Source organism: Inquilinus sp. KBS0705, assembly GCA_005938025.2.
Taxonomy (GTDB): domain Bacteria; phylum Bacteroidota; class Bacteroidia; order Sphingobacteriales; family Sphingobacteriaceae; genus Mucilaginibacter.
The window spans coordinates 1,157,706-1,176,204 of record VCCI02000001.1; the positions used below are offsets into that span (position 1 = coordinate 1,157,706).

Consider the following 18,499-nt stretch of genomic DNA (forward strand, 5'->3'; position numbering starts at 1 on the left):
GCGATTTTTGCTAAATGCAGCTTTTTTAAATCGGGCGGCTTGCTCCTTTTTATGTTCGTTTTAAAAGTCACGCTAAGATCAAAAAGCTATTTTTTCAAATAAATTCTACTAATTCCCTATAGTATGTATATATTTGGGGTATTGAAATGAGCATAATAAATATTACATATTGTTATAACCTGATGAACTGCTGTATGCAGAAGGGAAAATCGCGGCTGTAACAGTGTAAATTAAAAATATACGCCTCTTCAGCCGCAGCAGAAGGGGTTTTTTTATAAATTATTACTAATACCACAACATATGCAAAGCTTCAGGACCGAACTGGAGAACCCGATAGTAGAACAAGACATTATTGACCTAGAAAGGAAGATAAGGGCTTTTCGTGAGGGTAAGATACACGACGAGAAATTCCGCAGCTTGCGCCTTGCACGTGGTGTTTATGGCCAAAGGCAGCCCGGTGTACAAATGGTACGTATTAAGCTACCTTTTGGCAAGGTTACCTTTAAACAGTTATTAAAAATTGCCGATATAGCCGATGAGTATGGCAGTGGCAACCTGCACCTTACCACCCGCCAGGATATACAGATACACTACGTTAGCCTCGACCGTACACCGCAACTATGGGCCGAGTTAGAGCAGGACGACATAACCTTGCGCGAAGCCTGCGGTAATACCGTACGTAACGTTACCTCCTCGCCTACTTCGGGTATCGACCCTAAGGAGCCGTTTGATGTGTCGCCTTACGCACAGGCCATGTTCGAGTACTTTTTGCGTAACCCCATCTGCCAGGAAATGGGCCGTAAGTTTAAAATATCCTTTTCGGCTAATGACGATGATACGGCATTCTCCTATATACACGATCTGGGCTTTATACCAAAGGTAAACGCCAATGGCGACCGCGGTTTTAAAGTATTATTAGGCGGCGGCCTTGGTGCACAGCCCCTGCTTGCCAGCCCTGTAGAAGACTTTTTACCCGAAGACCAGCTAATACCCTATACCGAGGCCATTATACGCGTGTTTGACCGCTATGGCGAGCGTAACAACCGCAACAAGGCCCGTTTAAAATACCTGATACAAAAGATAGGTTTAGACGAAGTGCTTCGCCTGGCAAAAGAAGAGCATATCGCGCTTAAGGTAAAAACCTACCCTATTAATCGCGATAGTGTGCCACAACCCGCCCTGCCGCAACAAACCGACTATCCTGCCGTAACTTTAAGCAATCCGCTGCGTTACGAGCAATGGCGCTTAACAAACGTTTTTGAGCAAAAGCAAAGTGGCTTTTACGGCGTATATATCAAGGTTCCGGTTGGCGATATTCCAACGGCTATTGCCCGTAAGCTGGTTGCCGCCATTGAGCCTTATGTAGGCAACGAGATACGCATCACTCAAAACCAAGGCTTACTTTTAAAGTTTGTACGCGCCGAAGCCCTGCCAGCCTTATATGAGGGGCTGCACGCTATTGACCTGGCAACTCCCGGCTTTGATAGTGTGGCCGATGTTACTACCTGCCCCGGTACGGATACCTGTAACCTGGGCATATCTAACAGCATGACCATGGCAAAAGTGTTGGAGGATGTGATATATAACGAATACGAAGACTTTATTTACAACCGCGAGATCAAAATAAAAATAAGCGGATGCATGAATAGCTGCGGCCAGCATGGTTTGGCGCATATTGGTTTTCATGGCAGCTCGCTTAAGGCCGGTGCAAAAGTTTTGCCATCGGTACAGGTAATGTTAGGTGGCGGCACCGTAGGCAACGGCGAAGGCCGGGCAGCAGAGCGGGTGATAAAAGTCCCTTCAAAAAGAGCTACGCATGTACTAAGGGCCGTGTTAGATGATTACAAAAACCTATCGCAGGAGGATGAGACCTTCCATGCTTATTATGACAGGCAGGGTAAGGATTATTTTTACCGCCTGTTAAAACCACTGGCCGATCTTACTACCCTTACCGATGATGAATTTGTTGATTGGGGCCACCAGGAAACTTATGTGAGCGCTATTGGCGTGGGCGAGTGCGCCGGCGTGGTGATAGACCTTGTTGCTACCCTTTTATTTGAAAGCGACGAGAAACTTGGTTGGGCAAACGGTGCTTACGCAAAAGGCTTATGGGCCGATGCCATTTACCATTCGTATAACACCATGATAAGTGCTGCCAAAGCATTACTGCTTGATAAAGGCGTAAACAGCAGCACACAAACAGGTATAATTAAAGAATTTGATAACCACTACGTAACAACAGGTGAATTTACCGTTGAAGGTACTTTTAACGACCTGGTATTGCAGATAAACAAAAACGAACCATCTGAGGCCTTTGCTACTACTTATTTACAGCAGGCATCAGCGTTTTTACAAACAGTAAAAGATAAAAGAGAGGCGGTTTTACAATTATGATACAAACCCAACTAAAAACTACTATTAAAGAGCCACGCATTACGCTGGTTGGCGCAGGCCCCGGCGATGCCGAACTGATAACTATAAAAGGTATTAAGGCCCTGCAAACCGCCGATGTGGTATTGTACGATGCTTTGGTGAACGAAGAGTTGCTGGAATTTGCACCCGCACATGCTACTAAAGTATATGTAGGCAAACGCTCTGGCGATCATTCTTTTTCGCAGGAGAATATTAACAAGCTGATGATAGACTACGCTTTAAACTATGGCCATGTGGTACGTTTAAAGGGTGGCGACCCGTTTGTATTTGGCCGTGGATATGAAGAATTGGATCATGCTGCCGATTACAGCATCCCCGCGCAGGTTATACCGGGTATATCAAGCTCAATAGGTGTGCCGGGCTTACAGGGCATACCGGTTACTCACCGTGGCTTAAGCGAAAGCTTTTGGGTGGTTACCGGCACCACCAGCGATGGAAAGATATCTGCCGACCTGTACCAGGCCGCCAAAACCAACGCAACTGTTGTGGTATTAATGGGTATACATAAACTGGCGGAAATAGCACAAATATTTTCGGCACAAGGCAAAGGCCGCTTGCCGGTTGCTGTTATACAAAGCGGCTCTACCGTTAGCGAAAAGGTAGTTATTGGTGTAGCAGATACCATTGCCGAAGTTGCCGAAGAAAATAAGGTAACATCGCCTGCATTAATTGTATTTGGCGAAGTGGTTTCGTTGCATCCAAAGTTTCAGCCTATAAGGGAATTTTATGACATTATTGCCCAGGAATAACATAACAGATACCGAGCCGGTAAAGGCACAGGGCAATCAATTGTTCCCGGTGTTTTTAAAGCTGCATAACCTGCATACCGTACTGGTTGGCGGTGGCCATGTTGGTTTAGAAAAACTGACTGCCATACTGCAAAATAGTCCGGCTGCTGCTGTTACCGTTATTTCGAAAGCATTTTTACCGGAGGTTGATTTGTTGACCACCAACTACCCGCAACTAAAACTAATTGAAAAAGCATTTGCCGATAATGATTTGGACGGTGCTGACCTGGTAATAGCCGCTACTGACGATAGCGAACTAAATAATTACATACGCCAATCGGCGCACGATCGTAAGTTACTTATTAACGTTGCTGACAAACCGGAGCTTTGCGATTTTTACCTGGGTTCGATCGTACAAAAAGGCGACCTGAAGATAGGGATATCTACCAATGGCAAATCGCCAACCATAGCCAAAAGGTTAAAAGAGGTTTTAAACGAAGCCTTACCTGCCGAACTGGACACCACCCTGCAACAAATGAACGCTATAAGAAACGGCCTGTCGGGCGATTTTACCCACAAAGTAAAGGAGCTTAACCGGGTAACAGCCGTTTTATCAGCAGGCAAAACGCCGCCAAGTAATAACAATTTAAAGCTGCTTGTTTGGGCTACATTTATAGCTTTTTTGGCCATTACCATTACCGCTTTATGGTTAAAGGAGCCGGGCTTCCAAAACTTTGTTGAGGGCATTAACCCCCTATTTTACTACTTTTTAGGGGCAGGCTTTATTTTCGCGCTGATAGATGGTGCCATAGGCATGTCGTACGGCGTAACCAGTACTACCTTTTCGCTTTCAATGGGCATCCCTCCTGCTTCGGCAAGTATGGGCGTGCATTTGTCAGAGATAATGAGCAACGGCATAGCCGGCTGGATGCACTACCGCATGGGTAACGTAAACTGGAAACTGTTTAAGCTATTGCTTATACCGGGCATAATAGGCGCGGTTACAGGTGCTTACCTGCTATCGTCATTAGAGCATTACGAAAAATATACCAAGCCTGTGGTATCGGTATATACGCTGATATTAGGTATCGTTATCTTGTCAAAAGCCATTAACCTTAATCGTAAAAGAACAACTGCCAAAATAAAAAACATACGCCTGTTAGGTTTGGGCGGTGGTTTTATTGATGCCGTTGGCGGCGGTGGCTGGGGCTCTATCGTATTATCTACCCTTATAGCAGGTGGCCGTCATCCCCGTTTTTCCTTAGGTACGGTAAAGCTATCACGCTTTTTTATAGCACTCATGAGTTCTCTAACCTTTATTACCATGCTTAATGGCAAACATTGGGAAGCAGTGGCCGGCCTTGTAATTGGCAGTGCATTGGCATCGCCCGTGGCAGCGCGTATATCAAACAAAATATCGGCCCGGGCCATTATGCTTTCGGTAGCGGTAATTGTTATTTTGATAAGTTTAAGAAGTATAATTAACTTTATTTTAAAGGTGATATAATGGCCGATACTACCTATATATCGCAATTAATACAGGATAAAGATCCTGTTGCTGCCTTACAGGCATTGGCAGAGCTGTTTCCGGGCGAGATCGTATTTTCGACCAGCTTTGGTTGGGAAGACCAGGTGATATCGCATATGATATTTGCCAATAACATCCCTATAAAAGTATTTACGCTTGAAACCGGCAGGCTGTTCCCCGAAACCTATTACGTGTGGAACCGCACTATGGAAATATATGGGCAACCCATACATGCCTACTACCCGGTGCATCACCTGTTAGAAGAAATGGTGAACACCAAGGGGCCGAACAGCTTTTACGAATCGGTGGATAACCGCAAACAATGTTGCGGCATACGCAAAATAGAGCCGCTTAAACGCGCCTTGGCGGGTAACCAGTGTTGGATAACCGGCATACGTGCCGAGCAATCGGCCAATCGCGAGGATATGAGCAATGTAGAATGGGATGAGAGTAACCAACTGATAAAGTTCCACCCTATTTTTAGCTGGACGCTTGACGATGTAAAAGCATATATTAAACAACACAATATACCCTATAATACACTGCACGACAGGGGTTTCCCCAGCATTGGCTGCCAGCCCTGCACAAGGGCGGTACAACCCGGCGAAGATTTTAGGGCTGGCCGCTGGTGGTGGGAAGATCAGACTAAAAAAGAGTGTGGTTTGCATGCAGCCTCACCCCAACCCCTCTCCGAAGGAGAAGGGCTAAATAAAATATATTAAGAGAATGAGCAAGTACCGGTTAGATTACCTGGATGAATTAGAGGCAGAGGCCATATATATACTGCGCGAGGTAGCGGGTCAGTTTGAAAAACCTGCGCTGTTGTTTTCGGGTGGTAAGGATTCTATTACGCTGGTACATTTGGCGCTAAAGGCTTTCAGGCCGGGTAAGTTCCCCTTCCCCCTAGTACATATTGATACCGGGCACAATTTTGAAGAAACCATTACCTACCGCGATGAGATGATAGCCCGCATTGGCGAAAAGCTGATAGTGGGCCATGTACAGGATAGTATTGACGAAGGCAAGGTGATAGAGCAAAAAGGCAAAAACGCCAGCCGTAACGCCCTGCAAACCGTTACCCTGTTAGATACCATTGCCAAACACCAGTTTGATGCCTGCATAGGCGGCGCACGTCGCGACGAGGAAAAAGCAAGGGCAAAAGAGCGTATATTTTCGGTAAGGGATGAGTTTGGCCAATGGGACCCCAAACGCCAGCGGCCCGAGCTTTGGGATATTTATAACGGTAAGATACATAAAGGCGAAAACGTGCGCGTGTTCCCGATAAGTAACTGGACCGAGCTGGATGTATGGAACTACATAAGGCGCGAAAACATCCCACTGCCTACCATATACTTTGCACACCAGCGCGATTGTATTACCCGCAACGGCCAACTGATGGCCGCATCGCCTTTCCTGAACATGGATAGCGAGGATAAGGTAGAACGTAAAAATGTGCGCTTCCGTACCGTAGGCGACATGACCTGTACCGCGGCGGTAGAATCGTACGCGTTTGAGATAGATGATATTATAGATGAGATAGCCTCATCAAAAATAAGCGAACGCGGCGCCCGCATGGACGACAAAGTAAGCGAAGCCGCCATGGAAGACAGGAAAAAAGGGGGATACTTTTAGGCCTCTCCTAAATCCTCTCCAAAGGAGAGGACTTTAAAAAGCTTTAAGCCCCCTCTCCAAAGGAGAGGGTTGGGGTAAGGCAACTAAATCTAAAATCGTACATCTAAAATCCAAAATTGTAATGGATATACTAAAATTTATTACCGCAGGCAGTGTAGACGACGGTAAAAGCACATTAATAGGCAGGTTACTATACGATAGCGAAGCCATACTGGCCGACCAGTTAGAGGCCCTGCATGCATCAAACCGTAAAAACGACGATGGCTCTATTGACCTTGCCATATTAACCGACGGCCTTAAAGCCGAGCGCGAGCAGGGCATTACCATTGATGTGGCCTATAAATATTTTGAGACCGACAAGCGCAAGTTTATTATAGCCGATGCGCCGGGCCATATACAGTATACCCGTAACATGGTTACAGGTGCCTCAAATGCCGGCTTAGCCATAATTTTGATAGATGCCCGTAAAGGCGTGGTCGAACAAACTACCCGCCACTCCTTTTTGGTGTCGCTGCTGCAAATACCGCAGGTGGTAGTAGCCATAAACAAAATGGATATGGTTGATTACAGCGAAACCGTTTTTAATAAAATTGTAGCCGATTATAAGGTGCTTGCCGGTAAGGTGGGCCTAACCGATAACATTACCTATATACCCGTTAGCGCGCTTAAAGGCGATAATATTGTTTATCCATCGGTAAACATTAGCTGGTACAAAGGCGATAGCCTGCTGCACCACTTAGAAAACGTAGCCGTTGAGGTAGATGATTCATCGGCACATGCCAGGTTGCCGGTACAATGGGTTGTAAGGCCCCAAACAGAGGCCCTGCACGATTATCGCGGCTATGCCGGGCGTGTATCAAGCGGTGCCTTCAGGGTTAACGATAAGGTAACTGTGCTACCCTCAGGCTTTAGTACTACCATATCAAAAATAGAACTGTTTGATAAAGAATTGGAAGAGGCATTGGCGGGTACATCAGTAACTGTGCATTTGCAGGATAATATAGACATTAGCCGCGGCGATATTATAGTGAACAGTGCCGGCCAGCCGCAATTGTCGAGCGCGATTGAAGCCGACCTGTGCTGGATGGATACCCGCCCGCTGGATACCTCGCTTACTTACTTGATACAGCACAATACCAAAACCGTGCGCTGCAAAATACGCGAGATAGTGTACAAGGTAAACATTAACACGCTTGAAAAAGATTACGACGGAGATTTCAAGTTGAACGATATTGGCCGAGTGATCATAAAAACAGCCGAGCCTTTAGCATTTGATGCTTACCAGGTAAACAAGGCGAACGGCGGCGCTATTATTATAGATAGCCGTACCAATGTAACCGTTGGGGCCTTGTTGCTGCGCGAAGCGATAGATTAATTAACCGTTGACGGGTAAGGAAAAGTAGAAAGAGGAACCGGCTCCAAATTCGCTTTGTACCCAAATTTGGCCCTGGTGAAGGTGTATGATCTCGGCGCTTAAATAAAGCCCTATACCAAAGCCAGCCACTTTTTGTGTTTCGTCATTCTCTACCCTAAAATACTGGTCAAACAACTTGCCTATATTTTGTGGTTCGATGCCTATCCCCTGGTCTTTAATGCAAACCTCAACGGTATCATTAACCTTTTTATAGTTAACATCAATAGCCGTACCTGCCGGCGAATATTTGCTGGCGTTGTTTAACAGGTTAATGATCACCTGCTCAATTTTTTCTTTATCGGCATTTACAATTACAGGCTCGCCGGGCAAAAAATCCATGGTATGGCTCATGGTAATTATCCTTGTCTCATCTATAGCATCCTTTAACAGTTGGGCAATATTAAATTCCTGCAGGTTAAGGCGTATCTTACCTGTTTCGGCTTGTGATATATTCAGGAAACTGTTTATCATGGTGGTCATTTTTACTATTTGCTTTTCCACTTTTGATAAAGTGCCCATAGTAAAGTTATCCTTCTGTTTTTTGGCCCAGTTGTTCAGCATCTGAACGTAGGCTTTTAAGGTGGTAAGGGGTGTTTTAAGTTCGTGGCTTACTACGCCAATAAATTTGAATTTATTTTTTTCCGCTTTTCGCTGCTGCGTAATATCTATCAGCACCCCCGAAAAATGTATTATTTTGCCGGTAGAGTCATGCGCGAGTGCGCCCAAAGCTTTTATCCATCGCTGTTTTGAGCTTTCGTGGCAATTAATGGCGTATTCTATGTCGTAATTTTGCTTATTTGCAAGAGTGGCATCCGTAGCTTGCTGTACGCGCTTTTTGTATTTGTCGGTTACGCAAGCCATACAATCACTGTATGTTATCTCATCTTCTTTATTGAAACCGTACAGCTCTTTCATGCGCTGCGATGGTATAAAAACGTTGGTTTCTACATCTAAAAACCAGGTGCCGACATTAGCGGCCTCAATAGCTAAATTTGAAGTATTGATAATGGCATAACGCTTAAGTTCATTTACCTTTTGCGAATGATTGTTAGTGTTAGTATCCTTCTCGGCTGTATTATCCATCTGCACTTGTCTAATTAGGGAAATCGTATAAATATAAATAAATACGCCTAACTATTGCAAGTACTTGTTATAGTACAGTATTATCACTGTTTTCATCAACTTCGCGTTCAACTATTACGCTGCATTCGCCAACAAAAACCGCTATAGCCCCTACCGCCGCCAGCATAGGCGCCACTACAACTGCTACAACCCCGTAAGTTAAGGGGAAGGTGAGCATCTCTTTGCCATGGCTGTCTGCTATGGTGATACGGGTAACATTACCCTCGGCAATTATTTCCTTTACCTTGTTCATCAGGTTTTTGCCGTTGATGTTAAAAGTTTCTTTATGTGTCATACTATTTAGAATAAGCTGAGTATCTAAAAGTTACACTTAAAAGTACGAATTACTTTTTTGTAATATTTGATATATAAAAATACTTATCTTTATTTTAGTTGTACATACGCTAATATGTATAACAGATGCTAATTCTTTATAAACTTAGCGGGGTTTTGTTAACAGGTATTCATCAGGTAATAAATGATCAACAATAACGCTCTCGGCAAGATATTTGAATTTACACCATCTCCCGGTTTAATTTTAAAACCGGATGCACCTAAATTTACCATCGCCGAAGTAAATAATGCTTACCTGGCCCTCACCAATTTCACAAAAGATCAATTAATAGGCAAAGGATATTTTGAAGTATTCCCCGACAATGTTGGTATTGGCATGCCGGGTTTGCAAAAAGTGGTAGATGAAAAGAAACCCTTTAAAAATGCTACCCAGCAATACGAATTAAAAATTCCCGGCACTGATACCTACGAGTATAAATCGTTTGATGTTATCAATACCCCTGTATTTGATGATAACGGCGCAATAGAATACATTATACGAACTGTTATTGATGTAACCACTTATTTAGCTACCAAACGTAACGAGGAAGAATCGCGCAACCAGTTTCAATCGCTTATACAAACGGTTGAGGGTATTGTATGGGAGGCCGATGTAGCAACCCTGGAGTTTAATTTTGTAAGTGATAATGTAAAAAGTGTTTTAGGTTACACACCCGAAGAATGGATGAGCGTGCCCAACTTTTGGGAAAATCATATTTATCCCGAAGACCGCGAGCAGGCTATAAATTACTGCCATGTGCAAACCCAGGAGTGCCGAAACCACACCTTTGATTACCGCATGATAAAAGCAAACGGCGACTTGGTTTGGATAAAGGATATTGTTACCGTTATTGTTGAAAAAGGTAAACCTAAGCTGCTAAGGGGCCTTATGGTGGATATAACATCTACCAAAAGGTTAACCGACCTTGACCGTTTGGAGAAACAGGTGCTGGAATTAAATGCCCAAAAGCAAATCCCGCTGGCGAAAATATTAACGGTTTATTTGGAAGGTATCGAGCGTTTGTTCCCGCAGATGAACTGCTCGCTGTTGCGGGTAAAAGACGATAAGCTGTATGGTTGGGCATCGCCAAGTTTACCGCAAACCTATACAAACATATTAGAGGGTTTAGCTATTGGTAACATGGTAGGATCCTGCGGAACCGCTGCCTGGCTAAAAGAACGTGTAATTGTAAGCGATATAGCTACCGACCCAATTTGGGGTAATTATAAAGATCTTGCCCTACCCTACGGATTAAAGGCTTGTTGGTCCTGCCCTATCATCAATTCCAGCGGTATAGTAGTAGCTGTTTTTGGTATTTATTATAAAGAAGTAAAAACACCACGCGAAGAAGAGTTGCAGGTAATAGAGCGCTCGGCAGCCATTTTAAAGGTGATATTGGAGAACCGCCAAAACTATGAGTTAGCACAAGAAACCACCATGCTTATGGAGCAGGGCCAGGAACTGGCCAACTTTGGCAACTGGCGCTGGGATATTGTAAACAATGTAGTTAAATGGTCAGATACGTTATATACTATTTATGGGCTAAACCGTGCCTCGTTTAAGGCAACTTTTGAAGGCTACCAGGAACTGCTGCACCCCGATGACCGGCAGATGGTTTATACCCACATACAAAACGTGCTGCAAACCAAGCAGGACGTAGTATTTGAAGAGCGCATTATAAGGCCTAATGGCGAAGTGCGCTACTTAAGATCGTGGGGGCGGTTAAAAACTGATGATGAGGGAAACCCTATTAAAATGATTGGTGCCTGCCTTGATATTACCGAAAGTAAATTGGCCGAAACTAAACTAAAACAACTACATAACGAATTAGAGGATCATTTAAATGTTTTAGAGCTATCTGAAAAAAACTATAGCGATCTGTTTCATCTAAGCCCCTTACCTATGTGGGTTTTTGATAAAGAAACTTTGAAGTTTTTGAATGTGAACAGCGCCGCTATAAACCATTATGGCTACTCCCTTAAAGAGTTTTTGTCTATGACCATAAGGGATATAAGGCCGGATGAAGAAAATGATAAGCTGGATGATGCAATTATTTCAAGTCAGCACCCGGGGTCATATAATTCCGGGGTATTTAAACACAAAAAAAAGAATGGACAAATTATATTGGTAAACATACAAAGTACCTTTATACAGTTTAATGGCAAAAGTACAAGGCTGGTATTGGCAAACGACATCACTGAGCAATTAAACCACACTGCCGCTATCGAACTTCAAAACAAACGCTTGCAGGATATTGCCTGGATACAATCGCATGTAGTAAGGGCACCGCTGGCACGTATTATGGGACTTATTGAGTTATTTGAATGCTACAAAAGCACCGATATTGATAAACCGGACCTTTTGAATAACATTATGCGATCGGCTAAAGAACTGGATACCATAATAAAAGAAATATCCAGTAAAACCGAGGAGGTGTGGCAAAACCACTCCCTCCCCAATTAACCGGATATTTGCTTAGTTACTTACATCATCATTATTAATACCCCTTGCTCCTTTTTTAACCTCGCTTTTTAGCTGGCCAAAATTATAGTTAAGGCTTACCCCAAACGAGCGGAAATACTCGTATGTGGTGTTCACCTGTACAAAATCGGGCCCTTTGGTATTAGTGGTATTATCACGAAACCTGGTAAAAGGGTTGTTGACAAAAGCCGACATTGACAGTTTGTTTTTTATAAGATCCTTATTCACACTCACCGATGTGCGGAAAGCACTGTTACCTGTTCCCTGCAACTCAGTAACCCTTCGGCTGAGGTAGCTGGCATTGGCATTTACCATCCAGCCCTTATCAAAACGGTAACCTGTAGCTGCCGAAACCGACCCGCCCAGCAAATAGTTATGTATCACTTGTGTGCCTACTAATCCTTCTATCTCAAAATATTCCATATTCCCATTTACACTTACGTTCCAACTGTTAGTAATGGGGTAACGCATATTATAATCTAAACCCAGCCGGCTGGCCTTGCCTGTGTTTTTATAAGTTGTGTAGGTAATGTTAGTAGTGGTATCTACTGTAAATATTCGCAGATCAATGTTATTTAGGAACGAATAACTTAAAGCGGTTGTAACCGATAACTTGCCCGACCCATTGTACCCCAACTGCAGGTTATTGCTTATAACAGGGCGCAAGTTAGGGTTGCCTGTCGATTCAAAGTTAGGGTTCGAGCGATCGACGAAGGGGTTTAAGCGCCTGATGCTTGGGCGTTTAATACGCTGGTTAAAGCCAAAACTAATACTGCTCCTGTCTTTAAATTCTTTGTTGATGGCTATGGTAGGTATTACATTAAAATAATTTTGATCTACAATAGATGCTGTGGAAAGGAAGTTAGCTTTTACCACCGTTTCCTCCATGCGCACCCCTCCGCTAAAGCTCCAGGTAGCCAGGTTTAACCTGTAGGAGTTGTAGGCCCCAAATACATCCTGTTTATAATTAAAAGCGTCAGAAAATGGTGTATAAATGTCATAAGCACCGGTTATCGAATCTTGCTGCAAATAATTAAACTTACTTTGGTTGTTACGCAGTATGGCTTTTACGCCGCCCTCAATGTATAGCTTTTTAACCTGTTGTACATAATCTGCCTGCAAAGTTTGTTCGCGGTTGCCGGTATGGTTATCCTGCTTGTAATTAGGCACACTGTAATTAATGGTATTAAACAAGTTAATATCATTCAATTGGTCGTTATTATAATTGTTGTAGCTGTACGATAAGGTAAGCAACTTACTTTTATCAGCTTTAAATCCCAGTTGGTAGTTTAGGCCGGCGTCAAAGCCATTACCATCGCTTATGTTTAAGCTTTGCAAGCTGTATTGCTGTAAAATAGTTGCGGGTGCGGTTACTAAAGTGCTTTGGTCGCTGTGCCTATTATCGTGGTTTCCGCTGATGTTAAACTGGCCCGATAGCAATTTAAGCGAATCTATCTCGTAACTCAGTTCGGTGCCAAAGTAGCCGTTACGGCCCGTAGCCTTGTCGTTACCGCTTTGTACCAAATTGCTGGTGCTTTGCCCAAATGTAGCGCGGGTATTTAAATAACCTGTGCCGGGTTGCTTGTTGTAACTTGCACCCCCATAACCGGTAGCACCAAACTTACCTTGTTTTAACGAAAACGATGTGCCCAGGGCTGGCCCGCCAACCGGCAGGTTCTCATTAGCGTTTAGTGTGCCTTTAAAACCGTTATCCACTTTTTTGTTGGTAATGATATTGATAACACCGGCCATGCCTTCGGCATCGTACCTTGCGGGTGGGTTGGTTATTACCTCGATACTTTTGATGGTTGATGCCGGCATGCTTTGCAATACCGCCTTTAAGTTATTATCGGCCATTGAGCTGGGTTTGCCATTAATAAGCACTTTAAAGCTATTGTTACCTTTTAAAAGCACATTATTGTCCGCATCAAGTGATAGGAAAGGCACTTTGCGTATCATGTTCAATACATTGCTCGATTTGCTTTCCGGGTCGGCCTGCAAGTCATACGTTATACGGTCTGCTTGTTGTTTTACAATGGGCCTGTCGCCGGTAATAGTTACTTCTTTTAAACCCTTTATGTTTTCGGCAAGGTATATAGCCTCTAACTGAAGAGATTTGTTAGTCAATTCAAACGCCATGTATTTGGGCTGATACCCTACAGCAACTATAGCTAATTTGTATTTGCCGGCATTTAAGCCATCAAGGCTAAACTGCCCGTTTGGCTTGCTTAGGGTTGCCTTAATGGCTATGTCATCGCTGCTTTTAACATTGATGGTGATATAGCCTAATGGTTGTTTGGTTACCGAATCGGCTACTGTACCTGTAAGCTGATAAGTAGTTTGGGCTACTGCTGTATTGGTATTGGCTGCTACGGATATAAACACAAATAGCAGGCAATATAATTTTATGATCGTTTTCATGATGTGTGGTGTTAATTGTTAAGGTGCAGGTGATTTTTTAGGCAAAGCGATCCCCTTAAGTAGCATATGCTCTTTTAAAAATGTGTACTTAAAGGGATGGCTAAGTAGAGGTGTTTATGCCTTTTTGCGTACTAAAAGGTAATAAGCTAAAAAGCCGATGGCTAAAAAGATCGATTCGATACCGTATGGTAATGGCGAATCTTCGGAGTAGTAAGGCAGCAGCTCTATCACTACCAGGCCTATACCGCCAAATAATAATATTAGGCCCCATTTTAACGCCTCGGAGTTAACGCCCGAGATGGAGTCTAAGAATTTTAAGGCGTTCTCATCAATATTACCCGATTCGATAATGCGTTTTTTAAGCTTGAAGTTAAATGCGTGGATAATAACAATAGCTACTGCTATTACAAATACTATCATTACTATAAATGGAATAATGTGTTTCATGATCGTTGTTTTTTAAATGATTTACTCCATTAGTCAAGCATTGCGTATGGCGGGTTGCAAATAATTAAGATTTTTATTGCAACCTTTATGCAGTAACCCGTGACTACTTAGGCATGTTTAATGAAAGGGAGGTTGTTTCCAATATATTAAAAGGCAATATAAGGTCTTTTGAGCAATTGGTAAAACAATATCAAAAGCTTGTTTTTTACGTAGTTAACCGTATGGTTAGCCACACCGAAGATAAGCAGGATATATGCCAGGAGGTTTTTATTAAAGTGCACAAAAGCCTGCATGGCTTTCAGTTTCAGTCTAAACTATCAACCTGGATAGCCCGTATAGCCTACCTTACAGCCGTTAACCATTTAAAAAAGAATAAAAACGATAAGTATAGCGACAATAACGACAACCTGGATAATTATCATTTTACAAATGATACCCCGGAGCTGTTGTTAACCAAAAAAGATACATCGGCTTATATAAACGCTTTAATTACGCAACTGCCGGTACAGTACCGTACAGTAATTACGTTGTATCATTTAAACGAGTTTAGCTTATTGGAGATTGAAAAAATAACGGGTATGCCCGAGGGGACCATAAAAAGTTACCTATCAAGGGCACGCAAATTATTAAAGGATAAAATACAAAGGGATATTAATAACGACCAAATATGAAAGAGCTAACCGACGAGGATTTACAGCGAATGATGGAAGGTAGCGATAAGCCAAATGGCAATAATGTGCCTGCTGCTCAAAAAAACGATTTTAAAGCTTACCAGCTTTTATTTAGCGAATTGAACAGGGAGCCGGAGTTTACCCTGCCTGCCAACTTTGCAGCAAAAGTTGCCCGGCAGGTACAAGCCAAGGCCCAACGTGATAATTTGATACAGTTTTTTATGATCATTGCTGCTGTTTTTACGGCAGGATGCACTGCAATTTATTACTTGCTTATTAAAACCAACAAGCAAGTAAGCTGGAGTTTAAAGTTTGAAATGGCACCATATAAATGGGCAATAGTGTTTATAATAGTAAGCCTGCTGCTTATACAGTATATTGATCAGAAATTGGTAAAAGAGCCTAAAGGGCTGGCGTAGTATAATACTTTTTCCTGAACCAAAACGCCAGGTTAACCAAAGCAATAAGTGCTGGCACCTCAACCAATGGCCCTATAACACCGGCAAAAGCCTCTCCCGAGTTAATGCCAAATACACCAATGGCCACCGCTATGGCCAGTTCAAAATTATTGCCCGTTGCTGTAAAGGCAATAGATGTGCTCCTCGAATAATCGGCACCAAAGTATTTGCCTGTAAAAAAGCTCAATACAAACATAATGGCGAAATAAATAACCAGCGGTATGGCTATGCGGATCACATCAAAAGGTATCTGTACTATAAGGTTGCCCTTTAAGCTAAACATTACTATTATGGTAAATAACAAGGCTATTAAGGTTACAGGCGATATAAACGGCACGTATTTGTTTTGAAACCAATCCTCGCCTTTTAGCTTGATCAAAGTATAACGGCTGATGATACCCGCCGCAAATGGAATCCCCAGATATATGCCCACACTTTTAGCTATCTGGTTGATGCTAATGTTAACAGCAAGGCCTTTTAAACCAAATAATGGCGGCAATACGGTTATAAAAATATACGCATAAACGCTATAAAGCAACACCTGGAAAATGCTGTTTAACGCTATCAGGCCTGCGGCGTATTCGCGGTTGCCTTCGGCCAATTCGTTCCAAACTACTACCATCGCTATGCAGCGGGCAAGGCCAATCAATATTAACCCAACCATATAGGCGGGGTGGTTGCGCAGTAGCGTTATCGCTAAAACAAACATCAGTATAGGGCCAATCACCCAATTAAGCAGCAGCGAGGCACTTAGCACTTTAGTATCTTTAAACACCTCTCCCATTTTCTCGTATTTTACCTTGGCCAATGGCGGGTACATCATCAATATAAGCCCTATAGCCAAAGGTATATTGGTGGTACCGCTTGAAAAAGAATTGATAAAAACCGATGAAGAGGGAATAAAGTATCCGGTACCCACTCCTATAGCCATTGCCAGGAATATCCAAAGGGTTAAATAGCGGTCTAAAAAGCCAAGTTTTTTACGTTCGGCCACAGGAGCACAGGTATTTGCCGACATATTAGTTGATGTTTTCTTTTACAAAATCTTGAGCGTAAACTTTTATCATATTCCTTACCCTTCTAAACTCATCCATTACCTCATCATCGGTACCCTTCGCTTTTGCAGGGTCGGGGAAGTTATAGTGAAAGCGTTTTACGTTGCCAGGGAAATACGGACAAGCCTCGTTGGCATTATCGCACACGGTTATCACATAATCAAACGGGATAGCCAAATACTCATCCACATGGTTTGAGGTATGTGCCGATATATCCAAGTGGTCTTCGGCCATTACTTGTATGGCTTTAGGGTTAACGCCATGGGTTTCTATACCGGCGCTGTAGATATTGGCCCGATTACCTGCAAAATGGCGTAAATAACTTTCGGCAAGCTGGCTGCGGCAACTATTGCCGGTGCATAACACTAATACATTTTTCATTAATTGATATATTTTACCATCGCAATGGCAGATTGTGGACAAACATGACTAAACTCGGATGATGCCTTTACCGCTTCGGCGATATCCATTCGGGCAACATGCTCGTAACCTTTGCGTTCAAAATAGCTTTGTGCGGTTTCGGTAAGCAGGTATATGGCCTTTAAGCCCTTTTGGGCGGCGTCAGTTTCCAGCTGTTGAAGTAAGCCCGAAGCTATGCCCTTATCACGGTGTTTCTCATCAACAGCAAGCGAGCGTAGTAAACCATAACTCCCATAAATTTCAAGGCCTATTACGCCTTTTAATCCATCGTGGTCAACGGCAACTGTAAAGTTATCAAGCAAGGCGGGTAAGTCGGCAGCGGGCAGCTTTTGGGTCTCTAACAGCGCAATTACTTCGGCTTTGTGTTGGTCTGCTTTTTCGAATTGCATACTTATATTTTAATTAACAACACGCCGAACCTGGTTTACAGCACTCGGTTGTGGTTGCAAGGTTTACTAACTGTAATTTTGGTTTGGCAGGTGTGCAGCATTCTTCCCCGGTATCGGTTGTGCCGCAGCTACCGCCCCGGTTAATGGCTTTACATTGGGTAATATCGGGGCGCAGGTCAATAATCAAATTCTCGCATTCATTTATGATAGCTGAAGGGACCATTTGCCTGGTATCAAACTGCGAATTGCCAAATTCTATCTTAACAATGGCTGCCTTATCTAAAGGCAATGCTTTTTCAACCAGGTTAATGATACTTAAAGCCTTTTCTACTTTCATAGGCTTGTCTTGCTTTGCATCAACGGGCTCCCAAAGTTGCACTATAACTTCTGTCCAATTGTTCATTACTCCGCCGCAGTCAACAGACGTGATGGGCGCTTGTTTAATTTCGGTGATATGGTAAGATGCGTCTACCCATTTATCTGCCGCATACTGAAACTGCAAGTATTGTGTGGTATTATTTAATAATGCGGTTTTAAAGCTTTCCCAGTTTAATGTTTCCATATTGTAATCGTAATATTGCGATATATGTGATTAAAAAAATTTTAACAGCAGTTATTATTTGTATCCGCGGTGGCAAAAAAACTGCCTAATGTTTTGCCCAATTTGTCCCAAACCACAGGGTTAATGCAGTAGCAAACGCTCACTCCTTCTATTGTGCCTTGAATAATACCCGCCGATTTAAGCTCGCGTAGGTGCTGCGATATGGTTGCCTGTGCCAGGCCTACCTCTGTTACCAAATCGCCGCAAATACAAGCTTTGGCTTTTATTATTTGCTGCAATATGGCAATACGTGCAGGGTGTGCTATGGCCTTTAAAGCGGTAGCCAACTGGTTTTGCTCGTCGGTGAATATTTCTGTTTTGGTGAGTCCCATATTTATATATTGCAATATTACGATTAATATAAA

Annotated in this window: 18 protein-coding genes; 9 read left to right on the plus strand and 9 right to left on the minus strand. The window is 43.1% G+C overall.

Translation table 11 applies throughout. From position 1 onward, the window contains the following. Nucleotides 1-300: 300 nt before the first annotated feature. The 6 genes from FFF34_005165 to FFF34_005190 all read left to right on the plus strand — a co-directional run bounded on the left by FFF34_005165 (nt 301) and on the right by FFF34_005190 (nt 7,696). A complete protein-coding gene (locus tag FFF34_005165) occupies nt 301-2,394 on the plus strand; it encodes a HEPN domain-containing protein (protein ID TSD66794.1) in 2,094 nt (697 codons plus the stop codon). Beyond that, a complete protein-coding gene (cobA, locus tag FFF34_005170) occupies nt 2,391-3,182 on the plus strand; it encodes a uroporphyrinogen-III C-methyltransferase (protein TSD66795.1) in 792 nt (263 codons plus the stop codon). The genes FFF34_005165 and cobA overlap by 4 nt, the downstream gene beginning before the upstream one ends. Continuing rightward, nucleotides 3,160-4,668 (plus strand): TSUP family transporter, encoded by a 1,509-nt coding sequence (locus tag FFF34_005175; GenBank protein ID TSD66796.1) that lies wholly within the window; start codon nt 3,160-3,162, stop codon nt 4,666-4,668. Before cobA ends, FFF34_005175 begins: the two co-directional genes overlap by 23 nt. After that, nucleotides 4,668-5,411 (plus strand): phosphoadenylyl-sulfate reductase, encoded by a 744-nt coding sequence (locus FFF34_005180; protein ID TSD66797.1) that lies wholly within the window; start codon nt 4,668-4,670, stop codon nt 5,409-5,411. The genes FFF34_005175 and FFF34_005180 overlap by 1 nt, the downstream gene beginning before the upstream one ends. Before the next feature lie 4 nt (nt 5,412-5,415). Continuing rightward, on the plus strand, nt 5,416-6,321 hold the full coding sequence (cysD, locus tag FFF34_005185) for a sulfate adenylyltransferase subunit CysD (GenBank protein TSD66798.1): 906 nt from the start codon (nt 5,416-5,418) through the stop codon (nt 6,319-6,321). A 121-nt stretch (nt 6,322-6,442) separates the two neighbouring features. Further along, on the plus strand, nt 6,443-7,696 hold the full coding sequence (locus FFF34_005190; GenBank protein TSD66799.1) for a sulfate adenylyltransferase: 1,254 nt from the start codon (nt 6,443-6,445) through the stop codon (nt 7,694-7,696). Here FFF34_005190 and FFF34_005195 read toward each other — a convergent pair whose 3' ends face one another. Continuing rightward, a complete protein-coding gene (locus tag FFF34_005195) occupies nt 7,697-8,818 on the minus strand; it encodes a PAS domain S-box protein (protein TSD66800.1) in 1,122 nt (373 codons plus the stop codon). It abuts the gene before it with no gap. A 67-nt stretch (nt 8,819-8,885) separates the two neighbouring features. Next, complete coding sequence (locus FFF34_005200; protein ID TSD66801.1) at nt 8,886-9,152, minus strand: DUF4342 domain-containing protein; 267 nt, start codon at nt 9,150-9,152, stop codon at nt 8,886-8,888. Between the two features lie 183 nt (nt 9,153-9,335). On the opposite strand from FFF34_005200, the gene FFF34_005205 reads away from it, so the two are divergent. After that, nucleotides 9,336-11,654 (plus strand): PAS domain S-box protein, encoded by a 2,319-nt coding sequence (locus FFF34_005205; protein TSD66802.1) that lies wholly within the window; start codon nt 9,336-9,338, stop codon nt 11,652-11,654. A 12-nt stretch (nt 11,655-11,666) separates the two neighbouring features. Here FFF34_005205 and FFF34_005210 read toward each other — a convergent pair whose 3' ends face one another. Both FFF34_005210 and FFF34_005215 read right to left on the minus strand, forming a co-directional pair. Next, nucleotides 11,667-14,093 carry a TonB-dependent receptor gene (locus FFF34_005210; GenBank protein TSD66803.1) on the minus strand — a complete coding sequence of 809 codons (2,427 nt, stop codon included), beginning with the start codon at nt 14,091-14,093 and terminating at the stop codon, nt 11,667-11,669. Nucleotides 14,094-14,207: 114 nt separating this feature from the next. Next, nucleotides 14,208-14,540, minus strand: a complete 333-nt coding sequence (locus FFF34_005215) for a hypothetical protein (GenBank protein ID TSD66804.1) — start codon at nt 14,538-14,540, stop codon at nt 14,208-14,210. A 113-nt stretch (nt 14,541-14,653) separates the two neighbouring features. Between FFF34_005215 and FFF34_005220 the strand changes: the two genes are divergently transcribed. Continuing rightward, nucleotides 14,654-15,211: a sigma-70 family RNA polymerase sigma factor gene (locus tag FFF34_005220; protein TSD66805.1), complete on the plus strand. Its 558-nt coding sequence runs from the start codon at nt 14,654-14,656 to the stop codon at nt 15,209-15,211. Continuing rightward, nucleotides 15,208-15,630, plus strand: a complete 423-nt coding sequence (locus tag FFF34_005225; GenBank protein ID TSD66806.1) for a hypothetical protein — start codon at nt 15,208-15,210, stop codon at nt 15,628-15,630. The genes FFF34_005220 and FFF34_005225 overlap by 4 nt, the downstream gene beginning before the upstream one ends. On the opposite strand, the gene arsB is transcribed toward FFF34_005225, so the two are convergent. Genes arsB through FFF34_005250 form a run of 5 tightly spaced genes read right to left on the minus strand, consistent with a single transcriptional unit; the run spans nt 15,614 to nt 18,466 of the window. Continuing rightward, nucleotides 15,614-16,687, minus strand: a complete 1,074-nt coding sequence (arsB, locus tag FFF34_005230) for an ACR3 family arsenite efflux transporter (protein ID TSD66807.1) — start codon at nt 16,685-16,687, stop codon at nt 15,614-15,616. The two genes, FFF34_005225 and arsB, sit on opposite strands and share 17 nt — an antisense overlap. 1 nt (nt 16,688) lies before the next feature. Continuing rightward, entirely contained in the window at nt 16,689-17,105 is a 417-nt protein-coding gene (locus FFF34_005235; GenBank protein TSD66808.1) for an arsenate reductase ArsC, read from the minus strand. Beyond that, nucleotides 17,105-17,533 carry a GNAT family N-acetyltransferase gene (locus tag FFF34_005240; protein ID TSD66809.1) on the minus strand — a complete coding sequence of 143 codons (429 nt, stop codon included), beginning with the start codon at nt 17,531-17,533 and terminating at the stop codon, nt 17,105-17,107. Before FFF34_005240 ends, FFF34_005235 begins: the two co-directional genes overlap by 1 nt. Before the next feature lie 13 nt (nt 17,534-17,546). Continuing rightward, complete coding sequence (locus FFF34_005245) at nt 17,547-18,095, minus strand: hypothetical protein (GenBank protein TSD66810.1); 549 nt, start codon at nt 18,093-18,095, stop codon at nt 17,547-17,549. 41 nt (nt 18,096-18,136) lie between these two features. Next, complete coding sequence (locus FFF34_005250; GenBank protein TSD66811.1) at nt 18,137-18,466, minus strand: winged helix-turn-helix transcriptional regulator; 330 nt, start codon at nt 18,464-18,466, stop codon at nt 18,137-18,139. Between the last annotated feature and the right edge of the window lie 33 nt (nt 18,467-18,499).

Bases quoted from the DNA above. Each gene is read 5' to 3' on its own strand.
- FFF34_005195 (TSD66800.1), bottom strand. From the start codon at position 8,818: ATGGATAATACAGCCGAGAAGGATACTAACACTAACAATCATTCGCAA.
- FFF34_005245 (TSD66810.1), bottom strand. From the start codon at position 18,095: ATGGAAACATTAAACTGGGAAAGCTTTAAAACCGCATTATTAAATAAT.
- FFF34_005215 (TSD66804.1), bottom strand. From the start codon at position 14,540: ATGAAACACATTATTCCATTTATAGTAATGATAGTATTTGTAATAGCA.
- FFF34_005165 (TSD66794.1), top strand. From the start codon at position 301: ATGCAAAGCTTCAGGACCGAACTGGAGAACCCGATAGTAGAACAAGAC.
- FFF34_005225 (TSD66806.1), top strand. From the start codon at position 15,208: ATGAAAGAGCTAACCGACGAGGATTTACAGCGAATGATGGAAGGTAGC.
- FFF34_005175 (TSD66796.1), top strand. From the start codon at position 3,160: ATGACATTATTGCCCAGGAATAACATAACAGATACCGAGCCGGTAAAG.
- FFF34_005180 (TSD66797.1), top strand. From the start codon at position 4,668: ATGGCCGATACTACCTATATATCGCAATTAATACAGGATAAAGATCCT.
- FFF34_005200 (TSD66801.1), bottom strand. From the start codon at position 9,152: ATGACACATAAAGAAACTTTTAACATCAACGGCAAAAACCTGATGAAC.
- FFF34_005220 (TSD66805.1), top strand. From the start codon at position 14,654: ATGTTTAATGAAAGGGAGGTTGTTTCCAATATATTAAAAGGCAATATA.
- FFF34_005240 (TSD66809.1), bottom strand. From the start codon at position 17,533: ATGCAATTCGAAAAAGCAGACCAACACAAAGCCGAAGTAATTGCGCTG.
- FFF34_005210 (TSD66803.1), bottom strand. From the start codon at position 14,093: ATGAAAACGATCATAAAATTATATTGCCTGCTATTTGTGTTTATATCC.
- cobA (TSD66795.1), top strand. From the start codon at position 2,391: ATGATACAAACCCAACTAAAAACTACTATTAAAGAGCCACGCATTACG.
- FFF34_005250 (TSD66811.1), bottom strand. From the start codon at position 18,466: ATGGGACTCACCAAAACAGAAATATTCACCGACGAGCAAAACCAGTTG.
- arsB (TSD66807.1), bottom strand. From the start codon at position 16,687: ATGTCGGCAAATACCTGTGCTCCTGTGGCCGAACGTAAAAAACTTGGC.
- FFF34_005205 (TSD66802.1), top strand. From the start codon at position 9,336: ATGATCAACAATAACGCTCTCGGCAAGATATTTGAATTTACACCATCT.
- FFF34_005190 (TSD66799.1), top strand. From the start codon at position 6,443: ATGGATATACTAAAATTTATTACCGCAGGCAGTGTAGACGACGGTAAA.
- cysD (TSD66798.1), top strand. From the start codon at position 5,416: ATGAGCAAGTACCGGTTAGATTACCTGGATGAATTAGAGGCAGAGGCC.
- FFF34_005235 (TSD66808.1), bottom strand. From the start codon at position 17,105: ATGAAAAATGTATTAGTGTTATGCACCGGCAATAGTTGCCGCAGCCAG.